Below are 20499 nucleotides of genomic sequence, written 5' to 3'. Positions count from 1 at the left end.
GTGGTTCTCCTCGGACGTACGGGGGTACGGGCTCGGACCGACCCGCAGGGGGCGGTGGTCCCAGGCCGACCAAGCGTAGACGCATTCCGCCCGTGCCACTCGGCCCCTACGACGGACGGCGGCCGGTCACTCGGCCGGCCTCGACAACTTCCGTGCACAGCAGGGGATCGACGCGTGCGGGCATCCCCTCATCCACCTCCCGCACTCCCGGGGGCCCGTGCTGCCTCCCGCATCGTCCGCCCGAACCACCGCCGGTCCGCAGGCGCCGCGCTTGCGCCCGTGGCCCCGGTTCCGGCCGACTACTCGGCCGCCCGCAGACGAGGTCAACCACCGGCTTCACGGGATCCCGTGCCGGCCGGCCGCGCGGCCGGACCGTATCCGGCCGCTGAGCGCTCAGGTGCACGTGCCAGACTCCGGGGCGTGATCCTTCGCACCGCCACCCGCGACGACCTGCCCGCCGTGCTCGCGCTCCTCGCTGACGAGAACCGGGTCGTCGACCCGGCCTCGGTCGTGGTCGACGAGGAGTACGAGAGAGCCTTCGCCGATATCGAGAGCGATCCGCGCAACGAGATGCTCGTGCTGGTGGACGGCGACACCGTGCTGGGCTGTCTGCAGACCACGTACATACCGGGGCTCGGGAAGCGCGGCGAGGAGCGGGCGCTGATCGAGGCGGTGCGGATCAGGGCCGACCGGCGTGGCGGTGGGCTGGGGCGGGAGCTGATGAAGCAGGCCGTCGCCCGGGCCCGGCTGCGGGGGTGCGCGCTGGTGCAGCTGACCAGCAGCAAGCGGCGTGCCGACGCGCACCGGTTCTACGAGTCGCTGGGCTTCGACCGCAGCCACGAAGGATTCAGGCTCGCCCTCTGAGCCGCCCCGGCGGCGCTACTGGGGCGACACGGTGCGCCAGGCGGTCATGTTCAGCTCGTCGAGCAGCCGTACGTCGCTCCCCTTCAGCGGGAACGTGCGCGCCTCCAGCCCCGGGGCCGGTGCGATCTCCAGCGCGTCGCCCTCGATGAGGTCGCCGCCGGTCGCGGTGGAGACCCAGGCGAGCAACGAGTGCAGAGACTTCCCCGGCTTCAGCATGATCTCTTTCGGACCCGGGTCGGTTCCCATGTACGAGGAGCCCGGGTTCACCTTGACCGGCAGCGGTTCGCCCTCGTCGTCCAGGACCCGGACGGACGGGTAGCCGTCGACCCGGTACGACTTCCTGCCGCAGTTGGTGAGGGTGAGCCCCACGGCCCGGTGGCCCAGCGCCGCCTGCACCTCGCCCATGTCCACGACGAGGCCGGAGGACGGGCAGTCGGCCCGGGCGGCAGCGCTCGGCGGCGGGGCGGGGCTGGGCACGTCGCCGGTGGCGGGCGGGGCGGTGGACAGGTCACCCGGCTGCAGTTTCTCCGCGTGCACCCGGCCGGGTGTCTGCGAGACGCTCGGCGTCGGCGCCGGCTCCCCCTCGCCCGCCGGCACGAACAATCCGGCGCATCCCGACAGCGACAGGGCCAACGCCCCGGCCATGCACACGGCCGCCACCGCTCTTGGCGTCCCGTTCCCCGTATTTGCCGTTCCCCGCATGCTCATGCACCCGCCCCCGTATCGGCCTGCCGCATAGGCGTTCGATCATGCCAGAGCGTGGGCTGAGCCCCAACGACCATTGTTCAGCGTTCCTTCCTCTTCACCCCAAGAAGAACTAAGTAGACCTTTACGGTCCCACCGTCCGACACTTCGGACATGACAACATCCGTAGCCCCCTTCGGCCGCGCCCTCTGCGCCATGATCACTCCGTTCACCGCCGACGGCGACCTGGACCTGGACACGGCCGGGAAGCATGCCGCCGGCCTCGTCGCCGACGGCTGCGACGGCCTGGTGCTCAGCGGAACCACCGGCGAGTCCCCGACCACCACCGACGCCGAGAAGACCGCGCTGCTGCGCGCGGTCCGGGAAGCCGTCGGCGACGGCGTACCGCTCGTCGCGGGGGTCGGCAGTGCGGACACCCGGCACACCGTTCAGCTGGCACAACAGGCCGAACAGGCGGGCGCGGACGGGCTGTTGGTCGTGACGCCGTACTACAGCAGACCCCCGCAGGCCGCCGTCGAGGCGCACTTCGGGCGCGTCGCCGACGCGACCGGCATTCCGCTGATGCTGTACGACATCCCCGGCCGCACCGGCACCCGGATCGAGCCGGCGACCCTGCTGCGGCTGGCCGAGCACCCGCGCATCGCGGCGGTGAAGGACTGTGCGTACGACCTGCTCGGCTCGACGAAGGTGATCGGCGCGACCTCGCTCGCGTACTACTCGGGCTGCGAGGAGCTCAACCTGCCGCTGTACGCGGTGGGCGCGGCGGGCTATGTCAGCACGGTAGCCAATGTGGCGCCCCGACAGCTGCGGGCGGTCCTCGACGCGTTCGACGCCGGGGACACCGCGGAGGCCGCCCGGCTCAACCGGCTGGCCGCGCCACTGGCCGAGCTGATGATGGCATCGGGTCTGCCCGGCACCGTGACGGCCAAGGCGCTGCTCGACGCGGGCCCGGTCCGGGAACCGCTGCAGCCCGCCGGGCGCGAGGCGACCGACGGGCTGCGGAGGGCGTACGAGGAACTCCTCGCAGCTACGCGCTAGTTGTGGCTGTGCAGAACGTCGTTCAGGCCGTCCCACACCGCGTTGTTCGGGCGGGCCTCGACGGCGCCGGTGACCGAGTTGCGGCGGAAGAGGATGTTCGAGGCGCCGGAGAGCTCGCGCGCCTTGACGATCTGGCCGTCCGGCAGCGTGATGCGCGTACCGGCGGTGACGTACAGACCGGCCTCGACGACGCACTCGTCGCCGAGCGCGATCCCGACGCCGGCCTCGGCGCCGATCAGGCAGCGCTCGCCGATGACGATGCGCTCCTTGCCGCCGCCTGAGAGGGTGCCCATCGTGGAGGCGCCGCCGCCGATGTCGGAGCCGTTGCCGACGACGACGCCGGCGGAGATGCGGCCCTCGACCATCGACGTACCGAGCGTGCCGGCGTTGAAGTTGACGAAGCCCTCGTGCATGACGGTCGTACCGGCGGCGAGGTGCGCGCCGAGCCTGACCCGGTCGGCGTCGGCGATCCGGACGCCCTTCGGTACGACGTAGTCCGTCATCCGGGGGAACTTGTCGACCGAGCCGACCTGGAGGTGCAGGCCGTCGGCGCGGGCGTTCAGCCGCACGTGCTCCAGGTCGTCGACAGCGACCGGACCCAGCGACGTCCAGGCGACGTTGGTGAGGAGGCCGAAGACGCCATCCAGGTTCTGGCCGTGCGGCTGGACGAGGCGGTGCGAGAGGAGGTGCAGGCGCAGGTACGCGTCGTGCGCATCGAGCGGCTTGTCGTCGAGCGAGGCGATGACCGTACGGACGGCGACGATCTCGACACCGCGGCGGGCGTCCACGCCGATGGCCTTGGCCGCACCCTCACCGAGCAGGTTCACGGCGAGGTCGGGGGTGAGCCGCTCGGTTCCGGCCGGGCCGGGCTCGGCGGTGAGCGCGGGGGCGGGGTACCAGGTGTCGAGAACGGAACCGTCGCCGGCGATGGTGGCGAGGCCGGCGGCGACGGCGCCGGTGGTGCGAGAAGTCGTGTCGGTCATGACACGAAACCTAACCGGCGAGGCCCCGCCGGAGCCAACCGGTCTCGCCGGACGGTCACCGCTCAGCCCCCGCCGGCTTCGCACGGTCCGGTCACCCGGGCTGTGGCTGCCGTACGGGTGGCGCCTGCCCGGCAGGCACGTCTCGCACCGGCCCCCGCGCGGTTCCCGCCCCGGGCCCCCTCAGCCGCCGCGCCGCCAGCACCGCGAGACCCGCGCCGCCCGCCAGCAGCGCGCAGGCCGGCCAGAGCAGCTCCGGCGCGGTGGCGTAGAGCGCGCCGCCGAGCGGTGGCGCCAGCACCTGCCCGCTGATGGAGGCGCCCGCGTACAGACTCTGGAAGCGGCCCTGCGCATGGGCGGGTGCCTGGTCGGCGACGTATGCCGTGGCGGTGGTCTTGTACAGGATCTCGCCCGCGGTCACCGACGCCATCATGGTGACGGCGAACAGCACCCCCGCCCCCGGGATCAGTACCGCGAACCCCAGCCCCACCAGCAACAGGCCGGCGCCGACGATGCTCAGCGGCGCCCGTCGGCGCAGCGCGTGCGTCACAGGGAGTTCGAGGCAGAGGATGACGCCGCCGTTGATGGCGAGCAGCCAGCCGTAGAACTGGGTGCTGCGGCCGTGATCGGCGAGGAAGACCGGCAGGGTCGAGTACTGCTGCCGGTAGACGAGGTCCACGCAGAGGATCGCGGCGAGCAGCACCGGCACCGCGGGCCTTGCCCGCAGCTCCCTCAGGAGCCCGGGCGCGTCGGGGTCGTGGGCCGGCCGGGTGTGTACGGTGCCGCGTGCCGGGAGCACCTTCGATGCGTACACGGCGAAGAGCAGCGTCCCGAGGCCGTCGACGACGAACAGACAGTCGTACGAGAAGTGGGCGGCGATCAGCGCGCCGAGCGGTGGGCCGACGGTGAAGCCCGCGTTGCCGCCGGCGCGCATCACGGCGAAGCTCTGTCGTCGGCCGCCTTCGGGCACGGAGACGGCGACGAGTGCGGAGTTGGCGGCGCGTACGACGCCGGCCGCGTACTGCGCGAGCGGCAGCACCCCGTACATCGCCGCGACCGGCAGGACCGGCAGGGTGACGAGCGCCGCGCCGCTCACCAGCGCGCCCGCGAGGAGCATCCGGCGGTGGCCGTAGTGGTCGCCGAACCAGCCGCCGGTGAAGTTCCCGGCGACCAGGCCGACCCCTCCGACGCCCGCGATCACTCCGGCCTGCGGGACGGTCAGTTCGCGCGGTCCGGTCAGATAGACGAAGAGATAGACGAAGGTGAAGCTCACGACTCCGTTGAGGAAGGCGCCGAAGGCCAACAGCCGCACCGTCCGCGGCACGTTCCGCAGCATCCCCATCCCCATCACCCTCCCCAGTGAGTTCCCCTTGGGAACGGACTATGGCAGCATGCTTTCCGCGGGTCAATCCATGAGGAAGAGAACGGAAGAAGACGAAGCAATGCCGCAGCGCACCAGCCTGGCCGACGCCGACTGCGCGATCGCCCAGGCCCTCGATGTCGTCGGCGACTGGTGGACCCTGCTGATCGTGCGGGACACCGCGCGCGGGGTGCACCGCTTCGACGCGCTCCAGCAGGAGCTGGGCATGTCCCGCAAGGTGCTCACCGAGCGGCTGCGCCTGCTGGTCGACGCGGGCGTACTGGCCCGGGAGCCGTACCAGGACCGCCCGGCCCGGTACGAGTACCGGCTCACCCCGCGCGGTCGGGCACTGCTGCCTGTGCTGATCGCGCTCCAGGACTGGGGTGACACCTGGGTGACGGGAGACGGAGAGACGATGGCAACGACCACGGAGGCGTCCCGGGAGGCGGCGCGGGTGCACGCATTGGTGGGCACACGCCTGCCCGAGCTGCAACTCCTCGACAGCTACGGCGTGTTGCGCGACCCGGTCGCCGACACCCCGCACACCGTCCTGTACTGCTTTCCGGGCGCGTACGCCCGCCAGGACGCCTATCCGCCCGGCTGGGCGGGGATCCCGGGCGCGCGCGGCTGCACCCTCGAATCCTGCACGTACCGCGACCAGTTGGCCGAGTTCACGGCGGCGGGGGCGAGCGTGCACGGAGTCTCCACCCAACGCCCGGACGAGCAGCGGGCGTTCGCGGACGCGGAGGGGCTGCGCTTCCCACTGCTGTCCGACGCGGAGCTGGAGCTGGCGGCAGCGTTGCGCCTGCCGACGTTCCGGGTCGCGGGGGCCAGCCGGCTGAAGCGGCTGACGCTGGTGGTGGACCGGGACCGGACGGTCCGCGAGGCGCTGTATCCGATCACGGACATCGAGGCGAGCGTGCGGGCGGCACTGATGGCGGTCGGCGGCTGAACCGGGCGGTCGCCCCCGGCTTGCCGATGAGCGATGCGCCGACGCCCACCCGGCCCGGAACCGCCCTGCCCTGCCCTGGCCGGCCCGGGTCAGCCGGTGATCCGGGCCAGCATCTCCCGCGCATACGCCGCGTCGTACGTCCCGCCCGTCAGCAGCACCTGCAGACAGATCCCGTCCATCAGCGCTGTCAACGCCCGCGCGGTGGCCGGGTCGGTGCGTCCGGCGAGCAGCTCGGCGGTACCGTTCGTCCACTCGGCGGCGACGGGCCGCAGCGCGGGCCGGCGCAGCGCCGCAAGATACAGCTCGTACTCCAGCTCCAGTCGCCCGCGCCCGCCGGAGAACCACTCCCCCAGCAGCCGGGCCAGCTCCTCGGCGAGGTCCGCGTCCGGCGCGAGGAGCGCCTCGCTCTCCCGCATGGCGCAGGCGAAGTTCTCGTTCGACCGGCGCAGCGCGGCGATCAGCAGCTCGTCGAGCGAGGCGAAGTGATACGTCGTCGAGCCGAGCGGCACATCGGCCTCGGCGGCGACGGAGCGGTGGCTGAGCCCCGCGATGCCCTTGGCGCCCACCACCCGGATCGCCGCGTCGATGATGCGGCCACGGCGCGCGGGGTCGTAACGGCGGGCCATCAGTGGGCTCCGCCCAGGTTGAGCACCACCACACCGGCGATGACCAGGGCGATGCCCGCCACCTTGACCGGGTTGCCTGACTCGCCCATGAACAGGACGCCTATGGTGGCGACCGCGGCCGTGCCGATCCCGGCCCAGATGGCATACGCGGTGCCCATGGAGAGTGTCTTCAGGGTCTGGGCGAGCAGCGAGAAGGCCAGCAGATAGCCGACGACGGTGATGAGCGAGGGCCACAGCCGGGTGAAGCCCTCGCTGTACTTCATGGCCGTCGTCCCGGCCACCTCCGCCGCGATGGCCGCGGCCAGCAGTCCGTATCCCATATGTACGAGTGTACGCATCGTTGCGTACATCTGTACACAACCATGGCCGGACCCGGTATCCCCGGCCCGCAGCGGTCGGTGCCGCCGGCCGGGATCCGCTCCCGGGTCCGGACCGCTACGGTGTCCCGACCGGCACACAGCAACGACAACAGACAACGGAGCAGCAGTGGCGCAGGACGCAGGGTGGGGCGGCGGTGTGCCCGGGGGCGGCACACCGTACGGAGGAGCGCCGTACGGGGGGCCTCCCGGGCCACCGGGATGGGGCGGCGGCTGGATGCCGCCGCCGAAGCCCGGGGTGATACCTCTCCGGCCCCTCGGCCTCGGGGACATACTCGGTGGAGCCTTCTCCACGATGGGCCGCTACTGGAAGCAGCTGTTCGGCGTGGGCGCGGCCGTGTACGGCGGGGCGCTGGTCGTGGTCGGGGCGGCGGTCGCGATCGCGTACTCCGCGGTCAACGACCCTCTGCACCGGGTCATGGAGCTCTCCTCGGAGGAGAGCCCGCGCACGGAGGACATCGTGCCGCTGGTGATCGCCTTCGGCGCCGTCTGGCTGGTGGCCGTCCTGGCGCTGGTGACCGCCACGGCGACGATGTACGCGACGGTTCCGGCGGTTCTGCAGGACGCGGTTCTGGGCCGGCCGACCACCTTCGGCATCATCTGGCGCCGGGCCTGGGCGCGGGTCCCGGCCGTGATCGGCACGGTGCTCCTGACCTCCCTGGTCGCGGTGATCCCGATGGTGCTCATGTTGGTCGCCTTCATCGCCATGACGATCGCCTTCATCACCCTGGACAGCGGATCCGGCAGCGGGGTGGCGATCGCGGTGGGCGTCCTGGGCGCTCTGGCCACCGCCCCGTTGGCGATCTGGCTCTGGGTGAAGTTCTCGCTGGCCCCCGCGGCCGCGGTCTTCGAGGGGCAGCGCCCGATCGCCGCGCTGCGCCGCTCGTCGCAGCTGGTGCGCGGTGACTGGTGGCGGATCTTCGGCATCTCGCTGCTGGCCATGCTCATGGCAGCCGTGGCGAGCTACGTCATCCAGCTGCCGTTCTCGATCCTCGGCATGTTCCCCGGCGTGATCGGCATGGAGAGCCTGGGCTCCGACCCGAATGCGACAGCGGTCGTCGTCGCCATGAGCGGCTACCTGGTGGCGACGCTGCTGGGGCAGCTGGTCAGCCAGCTCGTCTCGGCAACGTTCCCGCAGCTGGTGACCGGTCTGCTGTACGTCGACCGCCGGATGCGCAACGAGAACCTCGGCCCGGTGCTCGCCGAAGCCGCTGCCGTACCCCCGCAGTTCGGTCCGTGAGCGCGGGTCGGGCCCGCGTACACGGGCCCGACCCGGGTACGGGTGCAGGCGACTCTCAGTCGATGAGCGAGTTCTTCGGGCTCAGCACACAGAATTCGTTCCCCTCGGGGTCTGCCAGCACGACCCAGCTCGCATCGGCGCGCTGGCCGACGTCCGCCCGGGTGGCCCCGAGACCGATGATCCGCGCGACCTCCACGGCCTGGTCGTCGGGGGCGAGATCGATGTGCAGCCGGTTCTTGACCGCCTTCTCCTCCGGTACGGGGACGAAAGTGATGCCGGGCAAGGCGTCCTTGTCGGCGCCGATGACGATTTCGTCGTCGGCTTCGAAGAGCAACTTCCAGTCGAGCACCCGGCACCAGAACCGGGCCTGCGACGGCAGATCGTGGGCGTCGACGACGATGGAGTAAAAGGAAACGGCCATGACCGCCAGTCTGCCCGGTGGACATGGCCGTTCGCCATGACGAGACGCGAAGCCGTGCCCGTTCGTCAGCTGCTGACGGTGAACCAGACGGAACGGGACTTCTTCCACTCGGCGTGGTCGAGGTCCTTCGCCTCTGTACCGTCCCCGTACAGGTCGGCAGAACCGGCGTCCGTGATCAGCTGCGCCCGCGCACCCGGCACCGTCAGGTCCGGCACGTCGACGACGGCCTCCCAGCCGCCCGGGTCGGCGGTCGGCAGATCGGCCCGCTTGACCGGCGCATGTCCGGCGACACCGTCCCACGAGTAGAGGGCGTACGGGTCGGAGTTGTCATCGGCTGCCCAGGAGCCGGCCACGATCAGATACTGGTCGGCGGCGTTCTTCCGGATGTCCCGGATGCTGAGGCCGCCGAGGTCCAGCTCGATCGGCGTGCCGATGACCGCCTTCGCCCCGCTCCCGGCCACCTTGTCGAAGTTGGTGACGGGCACGATCAGCGCCTTGCCGCCCTCGCTCGGCGGTACGAGCGGAGCCCGGAAGCCCAGGTACGCGGTGGTGGTCGAGCCGGGCGCGAACTCAAGGCCCTCGATGTTGAACCCGTCGATCTGCTTCGGCACTTGACCGCTCGCCGTACCCGCGGCGAAGCCGTACCGGTTGCCGTTCGCCTTGTCCCAGGCGACGAGGTCGTCCCGGAGCTTCTTGTACGAGCCGCCGACCGTCAGCTGGGTGGTGGCGCCCGACCCGGTCACCGTCGTGGTGAAGACGGTGTTGCGGGCGGACTTGTACTCACCGTCCTTGTTGTTGCCGAGCGAACCGGTCCAGTAGATGGTGTTCCCGACCCGGGTCGCGCCCTCGATGTCGATCTCCTTGTCCGCCCCGAGCGCCGAACCGACGTCCCAGCTCTTCACGGGCGCACCGGATACCGAACGGCTGTACAGCCGCAGCGTGTTGGACTCGTCGTCGGCCACCACCGCGTAACCGCCCCCGACATCGACGGCGGCGGAGGCGTCCGAGGACCCGGTGAGGTAGCGCGTGTCGGCAGAGTTCTGCACGGCGGCGGACGCGGCGTAGTGCAGCGTCTTGGTGGCGGTCTTGCCGCCGAGCCCGGTGACCTTGATCGTGAGGTCCGTGTAGCCGCGCGCGTGCGCGGCGACTGCGAGCTGCCGGGTGGCGCCGGTCCCCGTCACGGTCACATCACCGGTTCCGGCGACGGACGACTTGGAGCTGGCGGACGCCGCCACGCCGAGCGCGGTGACATCGGCGCCGCTCTGCGCGACGGTGACGGTGACCACGGGGTCGCCGGTCGCTGCGACGGCGCCGGAGAGGTAGGCGGCCGACAGAGTGATCGTCGGAGTCCCGTAAGTGACGGCGTGCGCAGGGGCGTTTCCCCCCAGGGCGGCCAGCACAAGAACGCCCGTCGCGGCGGTGGCCGCCCTGCGGTTCCGGAGCGAAAGCTGATGCAGCACAACGTGCCTCTCGTCGGCGTGATGTCGAGGAGTAGGCTCCGGCTCCCGCGCCAACGGCGGACACACACCATGCGTCCAGCAGACGAACAACGCCGAACGGCCCCCGGCGGAAGCCGGGGGCCGTTCGGCCACGCAATGGCTCAGACGTTGAAGCCGAGCGCGCGCAGCTGCTCGCGCCCGTCGTCCGTGATCTTGTCCGGGCCCCACGGCGGCATCCAGACCCAGTTGATCCGCAGCTCACTGACGATGCCGTCGGTCGCGGACTTCGCCTGGTCCTCGATGACATCGGTCAGCGGGCAGGCCGCGGACGTCAGCGTCATGTCGAGGGTGGCGATGTTGGCGTCGTCGATGTGAATGCCGTAGATCAGGCCCAGGTTGACGACGTCGATGCCCAGCTCGGGGTCGACGACGTCGTACAGGGCCTCGCGGACCTCCTCCTCGGAGGCCGGCTTGGTGGTGAGAGTCTCGTTGTCGCTCATGCCGTCTTCCCTTCGGACAGCGCCTGCGCCGTCGCGTCCTTCCACGCCATCCAGCTCAGCAGCGCGCACTTGACCCGGGCCGGGTACTTCGAGACACCGGCGAACGCGACCGCGTCCTCCAGCACCTCCTCCATCGCGTCGTCCGGCTCCAGCTGGCCCTTCGACTGCATCAGCTCCAGGAAGGTCTCCTGGATCTTCTGCGCGTCGCCCAGCTCCTTGCCGACCAGCAGCTCGTTCAGCACGGAGGCGGAGGCCTGGCTGATGGAGCAGCCCTGGCCCTCGTACGACACGTCGGCGATGGTCTCGCCGTCGTACCTCACCCGGAGCGTGATCTCGTCGCCGCACGTCGGGTTGACGTGGTGCACCTCGGCGTCGCCGTCCCGCAGGCCACGCCCGTGGGGGTGCTTGTAGTGGTCCAGGATCACTTCCTGGTACATCGAATCAAGCTTCACCAGTCAACCCTCAGCCGAAGAAGTTCCGTACGTGCTCCAGACCGTCCACCAGGGCGTCGACCTCGGCAGGCGTGGAGTACAGATAGAACGACGCTCGCGTCGTCGCAGGAATTCCGTACCGCAGGCAGACCGGCCGTGCGCAGTGGTGTCCGACCCGGACCGCGATGCCCTGCTCGTCGAGGACCTGGCCCACGTCGTGCGGGTGGATGTCGCCGAGCGTGAACGAGATCGTGGCGCCGCGGTCCTCCGCGGTGGCCGGACCGATGATCTTGAGGTCCGGGACCTCCAGGAGACGCTTCACCGCGTACTCGGTGATCGCGTGCTCGTGCTGGAAGATCTTGTCCATGCCGATCGCCGAGAGGTAGTCCACGGCCGCGCCGAGGCCGACGGCCTGCGCGATCGGGGGCGTACCCGCCTCGAACTTGTGCGGCGCCGGGGCGTACGTCGACGAGTGCATCGACACGGTCTCGATCATCTCGCCACCACCGAGGAACGGCGGCAGGTCCTCCAGCAGCTCGTGGCGGCCCCAGAGCACACCGATGCCGGTCGGGCCGACCATCTTGTGACCGGTGAAGGCCACGAAGTCGGCCTGCAGCGCCTGCACGTCGAGCACCATGTGCGGGGCGGCCTGCGAGGCGTCGATGCAGACCAGCGCGCCGACCTGCTGGGCACGGCGGATGATCTTCTCGACCGGGTTGATCGTGCCCATGATGTTGGAGACCAGCGTGAAGGTGACGATCTTCGTCTTCTCCGTGATGATCTCGTCGATGTTGGACAGGTCGAGGCGGCCGTCGTCGGTGATGCCGAACCACTTCAGCTTCGCGCCGGTGCGCTGCGAGAGCAGCTGCCACGGCACGATGTTGGAGTGGTGCTCCATCTCCGTGGTGACGATCTCGGTCTCGTGGTCCACCCGGTAGGGCTCGTCGGCCCAGCCGAGCATGTTCGCCACCAGGTTGAGCGACTCCGAGGCGTTCTTGGTGAAGATCACCTCGTTGCGGCTCGGCGCGTTGATGAACGCGGCGACCTTGTCACGGGCGCCTTCGTACAGCGCCGTGGCCTCCTCCGCGATCGTGTACACACCTCGGTGGACGTTGGCGTTGTGCCGCTCGTAGTACTCACTGAGAGCGTCGAGCACCTGGCGCGGCTTCTGCGAAGTCGCCGCACTGTCCAGGTAAACGATCTTCTTCCCGTCGTGGACCGTACGATCCAGCAGGGGGAAGTCCTTGCGGATCGCCTCGGTGTCGAGGAGGCCCGGCAGCTGTGTCACGCGGAAGCGCCACCCTTCACATATGCCTCGTAGCCCTCGTTCTCCAGCTTGTCGGCGAGCTCGGCGCCGCCGGACTCGGCAATGCGGCCGTTGGCGAAGACGTGCACGAAGTCGGGCTTGATGTATCGGAGGATCCGCGTGTAGTGCGTGATCAGCAGCGTGCCGACCTCGCCGGTCTCGCGGACCCGGTTGACGCCCTCGGAGACGACGCGCAGAGCGTCGACGTCCAGACCGGAGTCGGTCTCGTCGAGGATCGCGACCTTCGGCTTGAGGAGCTCCAGCTGAAGGATCTCGTGGCGCTTCTTCTCACCACCGGAGAAGCCCTCGTTGACGTTGCGCTCGGCGAACGCCGGGTCCATCTGGAGGTCGGCCATCGTCTCCTTGACCTCCTTCACCCAGGTACGCAGCTTGGGCGCCTCGCCGCGGACGGCGGTGGCGGAGGTACGCAGGAAGTTGGAGACCGAGACACCGGGGATCTCGACCGGGTACTGCATGGCCAGGAAGAGGCCGGCGCGGGCGCGCTCGTCGACGGACATCGCCAGGACGTCCTCGCCGTCCAGGGTCACCGTGCCGCTGGTGATCGTGTACTTGGGGTGACCCGCGAGGGAGTACGCGAGGGTCGACTTGCCGGACCCGTTGGGGCCCATGATGGCGTGGGTCTCGCCCTGCTTCACGATCAGGTCGACGCCCTTGAGGATCTCCTTCGTGGCGTTGTCGGCCTCGACGGAGACGTGCAGGTCGCGGATTTCAAGCGTTGCCATGGGTGACTCAGGACTCCTGGGTGACGGAGACGAGCACATCGTCCCCTTCGATCTTGACGGGGTATACGGGGACGGGGCGCGTCGCGGGAAGACCGGACGGCTTGCCGGTGCGCAGGTCGAAGCTGGAGCCGTGCAGCCAGCACTCGATCATGCAGTCCTCGACCTCTCCCTCGGACAGTGAGACGTTCGCGTGCGAGCAGATGTCGTTGATCGCGAACACCTCGCCCTCGGTGCGGACCAGAGAGACCGGCGTACCGTCGAGCTCCACCCGCTTCGGGGTGTCCTCCTCCAGCTCGCTCAGCGCACAGACTTTGACGAAGGCCATCAGACGGAAGCCTTCAGCTCGGCCTCGATCTTGTCGAGCAGACGGGCCTCGACGTCCGGCAGACCGATCTGCTGGACGAGCTCGGCGAAGAAACCGCGCACGACGAGTCGGCGGGCCTCCTCGGCCGGGATGCCGCGGGACATCAGGTAAAAGAGCTGCTCGTCGTCGAAGCGGCCGGTGGCGGAGGCGTGACCGGCGCCGACGATCTCGCCGGTCTCGATCTCCAGGTTCGGCACGGAGTCGACCCGCGCACCGTCCGTGAGAACCAGGTTGCGGTTCATCTCGTACGTGTCGGTGCCCTCCGCCTTGGCCTGGATGAGGACGTCACCGATCCAGACGGCGTGCGCGTCCTGGCCCTGCAGCGCGCCCTTGTAGACGGCGTTGGACTTGCAGTGCGGGGTGTTGTGGTCGACCAGGAGGCGGTGCTCCTGGTGCTGGCCCTTGTCGGTGAAGTACAGACCGAAGAGCTCGGCCTCGCCGCCGGTGCCCGCGTAGGAGACCCGCGGGTGGAGCCGGACCAGGTCCCCGCCGAAGGTGACGATGATCGACTTGAAGGTGGCGTCCCGGCCGATCAGCGCGTTGTGCTGGGCGGCGTGGACGGCGGTGTCGTCCCAGTCCTGGACGGAGACGACGGTGAGCTTCGCGCCGTCACCGAGGACGTACTCGACGTTCCCCGCGACGACCGCGTCACCGGTGTGGTCGATGACGACGACGGCCTCGGCGAAGGCTCCCAGCTCGATGATCTGGTGGGCGTAGGCCACACCACCCTCACCGTGCACGGCGATCCGGATCGGCTCGGAGAGCACGGCCTCCTTGGCGACCGTGATGACCGAGGCCTGCTCGAAGGACGAGTACGCCTGGGCGGCGACACGGTCCACCGGGGTGCCGGCCCGGCCGAGCCGGGCGTCGTCACGGCCGACGGTCTCGACGGTGACGCCCTCGGGGGCCTCCACCGCGACCTTGACGGCGCCACCGGTCGCGACGGCCGTGCCGTCGTGCAGCCCGCGCAGCCGCTCCAGCGGCGTGAACCGCCACTCCTCCTCGCGGCCGTGGGGGACCGGGAAGTCCGCTACGTCGAAGGACGGGGGCGCGCTCATGCGCGTGGCGACGGTCGACTCGGCGGCCACCGCGATGGACCCGGTGGTGGTGGACCCCGCCGGAATGTTCTGAGCCTCAGCCATGGCTGTCGTAGTGCTCGCTTTCTCTGTCAAAAGTCGGGGGATTCGGTCGTCAGGCTGTGCTAGCCGACCGAACCCTCCATCTGCAGCTCGATCAGCCGGTTGAGCTCGAGCGCGTACTCCATGGGCAGCTCGCGCGCGATCGGCTCGACGAATCCGCGCACGATCATGGCCATGGCCTCGAACTCGGTCAGACCGCGGCTCATCAGGTAGAAGAGCTGGTCCTCGGAGACCTTGGAGACGGTGGCCTCGTGACCCATGGACACGTCGTCCTCGCGGACGTCCACGTACGGGTACGTGTCGGAGCGGGAGATCGTGTCGACCAGGAGCGCGTCGCACAGCACGTTGGACTTGGAGCCCGCGGCGCCCTCGCCGATCTCGACCAGACCGCGGTACGAGGTACGGCCGCCGCCTCGCGCCACCGACTTGGAGACGATGTTGGAGGAGGTGTTCGGCGCCATGTGGACCATCTTGGATCCGGCGTCCTGGTGCTGGCCCTCGCCCGCGAAGGCGATGGAGAGCGTCTCGCCCTTGGCGTGCTCGCCCATCAGGTAGACGGCCGGGTACTTCATGGTGACCTTGGAGCCGATGTTGCCGTCGACCCATTCCATGGTCGCGCCCTCGTACGCCACGGCACGCTTGGTGACCAGGTTGTAGACGTTGTTCGACCAGTTCTGGATCGTCGTGTAGCGGCAGCGGCCGCCCTTCTTCACGATGATCTCGACAACGGCGGAGTGCAGCGAGTCCGAGGAGTAGATCGGCGCGGTGCAGCCCTCGACGTAGTGGACGTAGGCGTCCTCGTCGACGACGATCAGCGTCCGCTCGAACTGGCCCATGTTCTCCGTGTTGATACGGAAGTAGGCCTGCAGCGGGATGTCGACGCGGACACCCTTCGGCACGTAGATGAACGAGCCACCGGACCACACGGCCGAGTTCAGCGAGGCGAACTTGTTGTCGCCGACCGGGATGACGGTGCCGAAGTACTCCTTGAAGAGCTCCGGGTGCTCCTTCAGCGCGGTGTCCGTGTCGAGGAAGATGACGCCCTGCTCCTCCAGGTCCTCACGGATCTGGTGGTAGACGACCTCGGACTCGTACTGCGCGGCGACACCGGCGACCAGGCGCTGCTTCTCCGCCTCCGGGATGCCGAGCTTGTCGTACGTGTTCTTGATGTCCTCGGGCAGGTCCTCCCAGGACTCCGCCTGCTTCTCGGTGGACCGCACGAAGTACTTGATGTTGTCGAAGTCGATGCCCGACAGGTCCGAGCCCCAGTTCGGCATGGGCTTCTTGTCGAACAGACGCAGCCCCTTGAGACGGAGCTTCAGCATCCACTCGGGCTCGTTCTTCTTTGCCGAGATGTCGCGTACGACAGCCTCGGAGAGGCCACGCTTGGCCGCCGCGCCTGCCGCGTCGGAGTCGGCCCAGCCGAATTCGTACGTACCCAGACCCTCGAGCTCAGGGTGGGCAGTCTCCGTGGGGAGCGTCATTCGGGGTTCCTCCCGGCCGTGCTTGCAGATGCTGATGTGGTGGTCTGTGCGGTTGCGGGTCCGCCGCGCGGTACGAACGTCGTGCACACCCCGTCGCCGTGGGCGATGGTGGCCAGACGCTGCACATGGGTCCCGAGCAGGCTGGAGAAGATCTCCGTCTCCGCCTCGCACAGCTGCGGGAACTGCTCGGCGACATGTGCGACCGGGCAGTGGTGCTGGCACAGCTGCTCGCCCTGCTGGGGGCCCGGCGCGCTTCGCGCCGTAGCAGCGTACCCGTCGGCGGACAAGGCCTTGGCCAGCGCCTCTGTGCGCTTCTCGGGGGCCGCCGCGTCGATCGTCTTGCGGTAGCCCACCGACTGGGCAGCCGCCCTGGCGCGGACGAAGGCGACGACCGCTTCGTCGCCCGCGGTCTCGGCGATCCAGCGAAGGGCGTCGGCGGCAAGCTTGTCGTACGACTGGTCGAAGGCGTCCCGGCCGCAGTCGGTCAGGGCGAACACCTTGGCCGGACGGCCGCGGGTCCGCGCCCCGTACACCCGCTGTTCGCGGGCCTCGACGACACGGTCGGAGACGAGAGCGTCCAGATGGCGGCGGACGGCGGCCTGGGTCAGTCCCAGGCGCTTCGCCAGATCGGCGACGGTGGACGGGCCGTGGTCCAGGATGGAGCGCGCGACCCGGTTGCGCGTCGAGCGCTCGCCGGACGCGAGTTCCTCCTGCGGAGCCTCGCCCTGGTATTTCACAACGCCATTGTTGCGTAATTCCTCCGGCCCTGACAACCACGGTCCGAAACGATCAATGGTGGAGTTCGTCACTTAGGGTTACCTAATCCGGCCCCGGGGGACTCGTCCGCCGGGCCGCTGCCTAGACTTACCGGCCATGAAGAACGAGCCGGTCGTGCAGATCCGTGGCCTGGTGAAGCGGTACGGCACCAAGACCGCCGTGGACGGCCTCGACCTGGGCATACGCACCGGTGCGGTCACGGCCGTCCTCGGCCCCAACGGCGCCGGCAAGACCACCACGATCGAGACCTGCGAGGGCTACCGCCGGCCCGACGCGGGCACCGTCCGCGTCCTCGGCCTCGACCCGGTCACCGACGCGGCGGCACTCCGCCCCCGGATCGGCGTGATGCTGCAGTCGGGTGGTGTCCACTCCGGAGCACGCGCCGACGAGATGCTCCGCCACATGGCGAAGCTCCACGCCCACCCGCTGGACGTGGACACCCTGATCGAGCGCCTCGGCCTCGGCAGCTGCGGCCGTACGACCTACCGGCGGCTCTCCGGCGGCCAGCAGCAACGGCTCGCCCTGGCGATGGCCGTCGTCGGCCGCCCCGAGCTGGTGTTCCTGGACGAGCCGACCGCGGGCCTCGACCCGCAGGCCCGCCGTTCCACCTGGGATCTCGTACGGGAGCTGCGCTCCGACGGTGTGTCGGTCGTCCTCACCACCCACTTCATGGACGAGGCCGCGGAGCTCGCCGACGATGTCGCCATCGTCGACGCGGGCCGGGTCATCGCCCAGGGCAGCCCGGAGACGCTCTGCCGCGGGGGCGCCGAGAACACGCTGCGCTTCACCGGCCGCCCCGGTCTCGACCTCGGCTCGCTGCTGAAGGCGCTGCCCGACGGCACGCAGGCGGCCGAGCTCACCACCGGCGCGTACCGCATCAGCGGCCAGGTCGACCCGCAGCTGCTGGCCACCGTCACCTCCTGGTGCGCGCAGCACGGCGTGATGCCGGACGGCATCTCCGTCGAGCGCCACACCCTGGAGGACGTCTTCCTGGAACTGACCGGCAAGGAGCTGCGCGCATGAGCGCCGGTACGTACACCCCGCGGCCCGGTGCCGCCCCGCTGCCCCGCATGATCGGTGCCCAGGCCGCGCTGGAGACACGGATGCTGCTGCGCAACGGCGAGCAGCTGCTCCTGACGGTGATCATTCCGACGCTGCTGCTGGTGCTGTTCAGTGCGGTCGACATCGTGGACACCGGCGCGGGCAGGTCCGTCGACTTCCTGGCGCCCGGCATTCTCGCTCTCGCCGTCATGTCAACCGCGTTCACCGGCCAGGCGATCGGCACCGGCTTCGAGCGGCGCTACGGCGTGCTCAAGCGGCTCGGTGCCTCACCGCTGCCCCGCTGGGGTCTGATGACCGCCAAGACCCTCTCCGTGCTGGTCACCGAGGTGCTGCAGGTCGTGCTGCTGACGGCGATCGCGTTCGCGCTCGGCTGGTCGCCGCACGGCAGTCCGTTCGCCGTCCTGCTGCTCCTCGCGCTCGGCACCGCGGCCTTCTCCGGGCTCGGGCTGCTGATGGCCGGGACGCTGAAGGCGGAGGCGACGCTCGCCGCTGCCAATCTCGTCTTCCTGTTGCTGCTGGTGGGCGGCGGGGTCATCGTGCCGCTGGACAAGTTCCCGGACGCGGTGCAGTCGGTGCTCGGGCTGCTGCCGATCGCGGCCCTGTCGGACGGGCTGCGGGACGTGCTCCAGCACGGCGCCTCGATGCCGTGGCGGGATCTCGGGATCCTCGCGGTCTGGGCGGTGCTCGGGCTGGGCGCGGCGGCGAAGTTCTTCCGCTGGGAATGACCGCGGACGGACCGCTCCGGCCCGGCGGTTCGGGGTAACTCGTCCCCCTCGTGAAAGCTTGCACAAGCCGCCGCTTACGATGGTGCGCGTGCCCAAGCTGACCCGAGCCGAAGTCGCTCAAGCCACGCGGAACCCGCTTCTCTGCATCGCCGGACGCTGGACTCCATCCCCCCGGACGGTCCGCCGGGCGGCGATGTCGGCCGTCGTGATGGCCGTGCTCATCGTGGTGACCGGCGGCGCCGTCCGGCTCACCGGCTCGGGCCTCGGCTGCCCGACCTGGCCCAAGTGCACCGACGAGTCCCTGACCGCGACCAGCGCGATGGGCCTCCACGGCGCCATCGAGTTCGGCAACCGGATGCTCACGTACGTGCTGTGCGCGGCGGTCGGCTGGACGATCATCGCCGCCCGCTCGGCGAAGCCGTGGCGGCGAAGCCTCACAAGGCTCGGCTGGGCACAGTTCTGGGTGGTCATGGGCAATGCGGTGCTCGGCGGCATCGTGGTGCTCGTCGGCCTCAACCCGTACACCGTCGCGGCGCACTTCCTGCTCTCCACGGCGCTGCTCACGGTCGCCGTGGTGACCTGGCAGCGGGTCCGTGAGGGCGATGCCGAGCCCCGTCCGCTGGTGGGCAAGGCGGTCTCACAGCTGACCTGGCTGCTGACGGGCGCGGCCGGTCTGCTGATCGCGGTCGGCACGATCGTCACGGGTGCCGGACGGCACGCGGGCGACTCCAGCGATGTCCACCGCATCCCGCTCGACTGGAAGACGATCGCACAGCTGCACGCCGATCTCGCGTGGGTCGTGGTGGCGCTGACGGTGGCGCTCTGGTTCGTACTGAAGGCCGTCGACGCGCCGGCCGGGCCGCGGCGCCGCACCCGTGATCTCTTCCTGGTGCTGATGGCGCAGGGCGTGATCGGTTACGTCCAGTACTTCACCGACACCCCGGAGATCCTGGTCGGGCTGCACATGCTCGGCTCGTGCCTGGTGTGGATCGCGGTCCTGCGGGTCCTGCTGTCGCTGCGCGAGCGCCCCTCGGCCGTCGCCTCCGTGCCCGGACCCGCCGCGGAACAGCCGGAGCCCGCAGCCGCCGGCTGAGCGCAAGGGCGGCGATCGGCTCACTTCCCCTCCCCCAGACAGCGCCGCCCACTTCGCGGATCGGGTGTACGCGACCGGGGGTACGCAGGGACCGGACCTCAAGCACTGCCAGGGGTGCCAATACGTGCTGCTGCGCACGGGCACGGGAGAGGACCCCGGTCATTTCACGACCCCCACCCACATGTCCGGTTTCCGCGGCTCGGCCGAGAAACAGGGAGCCCGCTTCGCTCCGGCGGCCGAATCCCACGGGAAGGCCACCGACAAGGACAAGGGCTGACCACGTGTGTGTACACGTCCTAACGGGTGAACCCGGTGTCAGGTGTTGCTCCTGCGCCACCGGGGTGCGCCCCGCACGCCGTCGGATGCGGCCCGGGCGGCCGGTCAGGCCTTGTTGGACGGGCCGCCGACCTGGATCCCGGCCATCCGCGTCCACTCGTAGGGGCCGGTGCGGACCTTGGCGGCGAACTCGCCGTCGAAGGACTCGTGCATCGTGATCCCGGCCTTCGCGGTGGCGCTCTCGGCAACCGCGTACGACGGTGCGACGAGGTCGCCCCAGCCGCCGTCCCCACCGACCAGGACGATGCGGGTGCCCATCTGCCCGATGTACGCGAGGTGCCCCTCGGCGCCGCCGTGCGCCTTGGCGAAGGCGCCGATCTGCTTGGCGAGCCTGGCTGCCCTGCGCTCCGCGCGGGCGGCCTGCTTGCTGTCGTCAACCTGCTGGGTTTCTGCCGTCTCTGCCATGCAACGGATGCTACCGACGGGTAGATCAACTGGCGACGGGGGGGGGGGGGGGGGGGGGGGGGGGGGGGGGGGGGGGCCCCGGGGGGGGGGGGGGGGGGGGGGGCGCCGGCGGGGGGGCGGGGGCCCGCGCGG

General features: G+C 70.2%; 24 protein-coding genes. 8 read left to right on the top strand and 16 right to left on the bottom strand.

Annotated elements, in window-relative coordinates:
* Positions 1-420 precede the first annotated feature (420 nt).
* Positions 421-864 (top strand): GNAT family N-acetyltransferase, encoded by a 444-nt coding sequence (locus ACIA8E_RS11100; protein ID WP_399296708.1) that lies wholly within the window; start codon positions 421-423, stop codon positions 862-864.
* Between the two features lie 15 nt (positions 865-879).
* On the opposite strand, the gene ACIA8E_RS11095 is transcribed toward ACIA8E_RS11100, so the two are convergent.
* Positions 880-1509, bottom strand: coding sequence for a DUF4232 domain-containing protein (locus ACIA8E_RS11095; protein ID WP_399296706.1), 630 nt, complete (start codon positions 1507-1509; stop codon positions 880-882).
* Between the two features lie 213 nt (positions 1510-1722).
* On the opposite strand from ACIA8E_RS11095, the gene dapA reads away from it, so the two are divergent.
* The gene (gene dapA, locus ACIA8E_RS11090; RefSeq protein ID WP_399296704.1) at positions 1723-2607 is read left to right on the top strand and encodes a 4-hydroxy-tetrahydrodipicolinate synthase; all 885 of its coding nucleotides are present in this window, start codon (positions 1723-1725) and stop codon (positions 2605-2607) included.
* Here the strand turns inward: dapA and dapD are convergent.
* Together dapD and ACIA8E_RS11080 are read right to left on the bottom strand one after the other, a co-directional pair.
* A complete protein-coding gene (gene dapD / locus ACIA8E_RS11085) occupies positions 2604-3590 on the bottom strand; it encodes a 2,3,4,5-tetrahydropyridine-2,6-dicarboxylate N-succinyltransferase (protein WP_399296702.1) in 987 nt (328 codons plus the stop codon). The genes dapA and dapD overlap by 4 nt on opposite strands.
* A 91-nt stretch (positions 3591-3681) precedes the next feature.
* Positions 3682-4929, bottom strand: a complete 1248-nt coding sequence (locus tag ACIA8E_RS11080; RefSeq protein WP_399296700.1) for an MFS transporter — start codon at positions 4927-4929, stop codon at positions 3682-3684.
* Positions 4930-5029: 100 nt separating this feature from the next.
* Here ACIA8E_RS11080 and ACIA8E_RS11075 point away from each other — a divergent pair, with 100 nt between their 5' ends.
* Positions 5030-5899, top strand: a complete 870-nt coding sequence (locus tag ACIA8E_RS11075; RefSeq protein ID WP_399296698.1) for a winged helix-turn-helix transcriptional regulator — start codon at positions 5030-5032, stop codon at positions 5897-5899.
* A gap of 89 nt (positions 5900-5988) precedes the next feature.
* On the opposite strand, the gene ACIA8E_RS11070 is transcribed toward ACIA8E_RS11075, so the two are convergent.
* Together ACIA8E_RS11070 and ACIA8E_RS11065 are read right to left on the bottom strand one after the other, a co-directional pair.
* A complete protein-coding gene (locus ACIA8E_RS11070; RefSeq protein WP_399296696.1) occupies positions 5989-6525 on the bottom strand; it encodes a TetR/AcrR family transcriptional regulator in 537 nt (178 codons plus the stop codon).
* Positions 6525-6845 carry a multidrug efflux SMR transporter gene (locus ACIA8E_RS11065; RefSeq protein WP_267005785.1) on the bottom strand — a complete coding sequence of 107 codons (321 nt, stop codon included), beginning with the start codon at positions 6843-6845 and terminating at the stop codon, positions 6525-6527. Before ACIA8E_RS11065 ends, ACIA8E_RS11070 begins: the two co-directional genes overlap by 1 nt.
* A gap of 274 nt (positions 6846-7119) precedes the next feature.
* Between ACIA8E_RS11065 and ACIA8E_RS11060 the strand changes: the two genes are divergently transcribed.
* Positions 7120-8142 carry a hypothetical protein gene (locus tag ACIA8E_RS11060; protein ID WP_399296694.1) on the top strand — a complete coding sequence of 341 codons (1023 nt, stop codon included), beginning with the start codon at positions 7120-7122 and terminating at the stop codon, positions 8140-8142.
* A gap of 55 nt (positions 8143-8197) precedes the next feature.
* Here the strand turns inward: ACIA8E_RS11060 and ACIA8E_RS11055 are convergent, their stop codons facing one another.
* The 10 genes from ACIA8E_RS11055 to ACIA8E_RS11010 form a co-directional block, all read right to left on the bottom strand.
* The gene (locus tag ACIA8E_RS11055; RefSeq protein WP_399296691.1) at positions 8198-8563 is read right to left on the bottom strand and encodes a VOC family protein; all 366 of its coding nucleotides are present in this window, start codon (positions 8561-8563) and stop codon (positions 8198-8200) included.
* Positions 8564-8628: 65 nt separating this feature from the next.
* Positions 8629-10023, bottom strand: coding sequence for a DUF3616 domain-containing protein (locus tag ACIA8E_RS11050; protein WP_399296689.1), 1395 nt, complete (start codon positions 10021-10023; stop codon positions 8629-8631).
* A 140-nt stretch (positions 10024-10163) separates the two neighbouring features.
* Complete coding sequence (locus ACIA8E_RS11045; protein WP_030974666.1) at positions 10164-10502, bottom strand: metal-sulfur cluster assembly factor; 339 nt, start codon at positions 10500-10502, stop codon at positions 10164-10166.
* Positions 10499-10954, bottom strand: coding sequence for a Fe-S cluster assembly sulfur transfer protein SufU (gene sufU / locus ACIA8E_RS11040; RefSeq protein WP_037852851.1), 456 nt, complete (start codon positions 10952-10954; stop codon positions 10499-10501). The genes ACIA8E_RS11045 and sufU overlap by 4 nt, the downstream gene beginning before the upstream one ends.
* Positions 10955-10964: 10 nt before the next feature.
* Complete coding sequence (locus ACIA8E_RS11035) at positions 10965-12221, bottom strand: cysteine desulfurase (RefSeq protein WP_399296685.1); 1257 nt, start codon at positions 12219-12221, stop codon at positions 10965-10967.
* The gene (gene sufC, locus ACIA8E_RS11030) at positions 12218-12982 is read right to left on the bottom strand and encodes a Fe-S cluster assembly ATPase SufC (RefSeq protein WP_327423740.1); all 765 of its coding nucleotides are present in this window, start codon (positions 12980-12982) and stop codon (positions 12218-12220) included. Before sufC ends, ACIA8E_RS11035 begins: the two co-directional genes overlap by 4 nt.
* Positions 12983-12989: 7 nt before the next feature.
* The gene (locus ACIA8E_RS11025; protein WP_030919832.1) at positions 12990-13307 is read right to left on the bottom strand and encodes a bifunctional 3-phenylpropionate/cinnamic acid dioxygenase ferredoxin subunit; all 318 of its coding nucleotides are present in this window, start codon (positions 13305-13307) and stop codon (positions 12990-12992) included.
* Positions 13307-14488 (bottom strand): Fe-S cluster assembly protein SufD, encoded by a 1182-nt coding sequence (gene sufD, locus ACIA8E_RS11020; RefSeq protein WP_399296682.1) that lies wholly within the window; start codon positions 14486-14488, stop codon positions 13307-13309. The genes ACIA8E_RS11025 and sufD overlap by 1 nt, the downstream gene beginning before the upstream one ends.
* A 59-nt stretch (positions 14489-14547) precedes the next feature.
* Complete coding sequence (gene sufB, locus ACIA8E_RS11015; protein WP_326603017.1) at positions 14548-15969, bottom strand: Fe-S cluster assembly protein SufB; 1422 nt, start codon at positions 15967-15969, stop codon at positions 14548-14550.
* Positions 15966-16706 (bottom strand): helix-turn-helix transcriptional regulator, encoded by a 741-nt coding sequence (locus tag ACIA8E_RS11010; protein ID WP_399296679.1) that lies wholly within the window; start codon positions 16704-16706, stop codon positions 15966-15968. Before ACIA8E_RS11010 ends, sufB begins: the two co-directional genes overlap by 4 nt.
* Before the next feature lie 136 nt (positions 16707-16842).
* Here ACIA8E_RS11010 and ACIA8E_RS11005 point away from each other — a divergent pair, with 136 nt between their 5' ends.
* From ACIA8E_RS11005 to ACIA8E_RS10990, 4 genes are all read left to right on the top strand, one after another.
* Positions 16843-17769 carry an ABC transporter ATP-binding protein gene (locus ACIA8E_RS11005; RefSeq protein WP_399296677.1) on the top strand — a complete coding sequence of 309 codons (927 nt, stop codon included), beginning with the start codon at positions 16843-16845 and terminating at the stop codon, positions 17767-17769.
* Positions 17766-18533, top strand: coding sequence for an ABC transporter permease (locus ACIA8E_RS11000; protein ID WP_399296674.1), 768 nt, complete (start codon positions 17766-17768; stop codon positions 18531-18533). Before ACIA8E_RS11005 ends, ACIA8E_RS11000 begins: the two co-directional genes overlap by 4 nt.
* Positions 18534-18612: 79 nt before the next feature.
* The gene (locus ACIA8E_RS10995; RefSeq protein ID WP_399296672.1) at positions 18613-19626 is read left to right on the top strand and encodes a heme A synthase; all 1014 of its coding nucleotides are present in this window, start codon (positions 18613-18615) and stop codon (positions 19624-19626) included.
* 124 nt (positions 19627-19750) lie between these two features.
* Positions 19751-19903, top strand: coding sequence for a hypothetical protein (locus tag ACIA8E_RS10990; RefSeq protein ID WP_399296669.1), 153 nt, complete (start codon positions 19751-19753; stop codon positions 19901-19903).
* Between the two features lie 104 nt (positions 19904-20007).
* Here ACIA8E_RS10990 and ACIA8E_RS10985 read toward each other — a convergent pair whose 3' ends face one another.
* Positions 20008-20367 carry a hypothetical protein gene (locus tag ACIA8E_RS10985; protein ID WP_399296667.1) on the bottom strand — a complete coding sequence of 120 codons (360 nt, stop codon included), beginning with the start codon at positions 20365-20367 and terminating at the stop codon, positions 20008-20010.
* Positions 20368-20499 lie beyond the last annotated feature (132 nt).

This window comes from Streptomyces sp. NPDC051664 (assembly GCF_044453545.1).
In the GTDB taxonomy this organism is placed as follows: domain Bacteria; phylum Actinomycetota; class Actinomycetes; order Streptomycetales; family Streptomycetaceae; genus Streptomyces.
The sequence above is the reverse complement of the archived record's forward strand: the minus strand, read 5'-3'. Positions and strand labels throughout refer to the sequence as shown.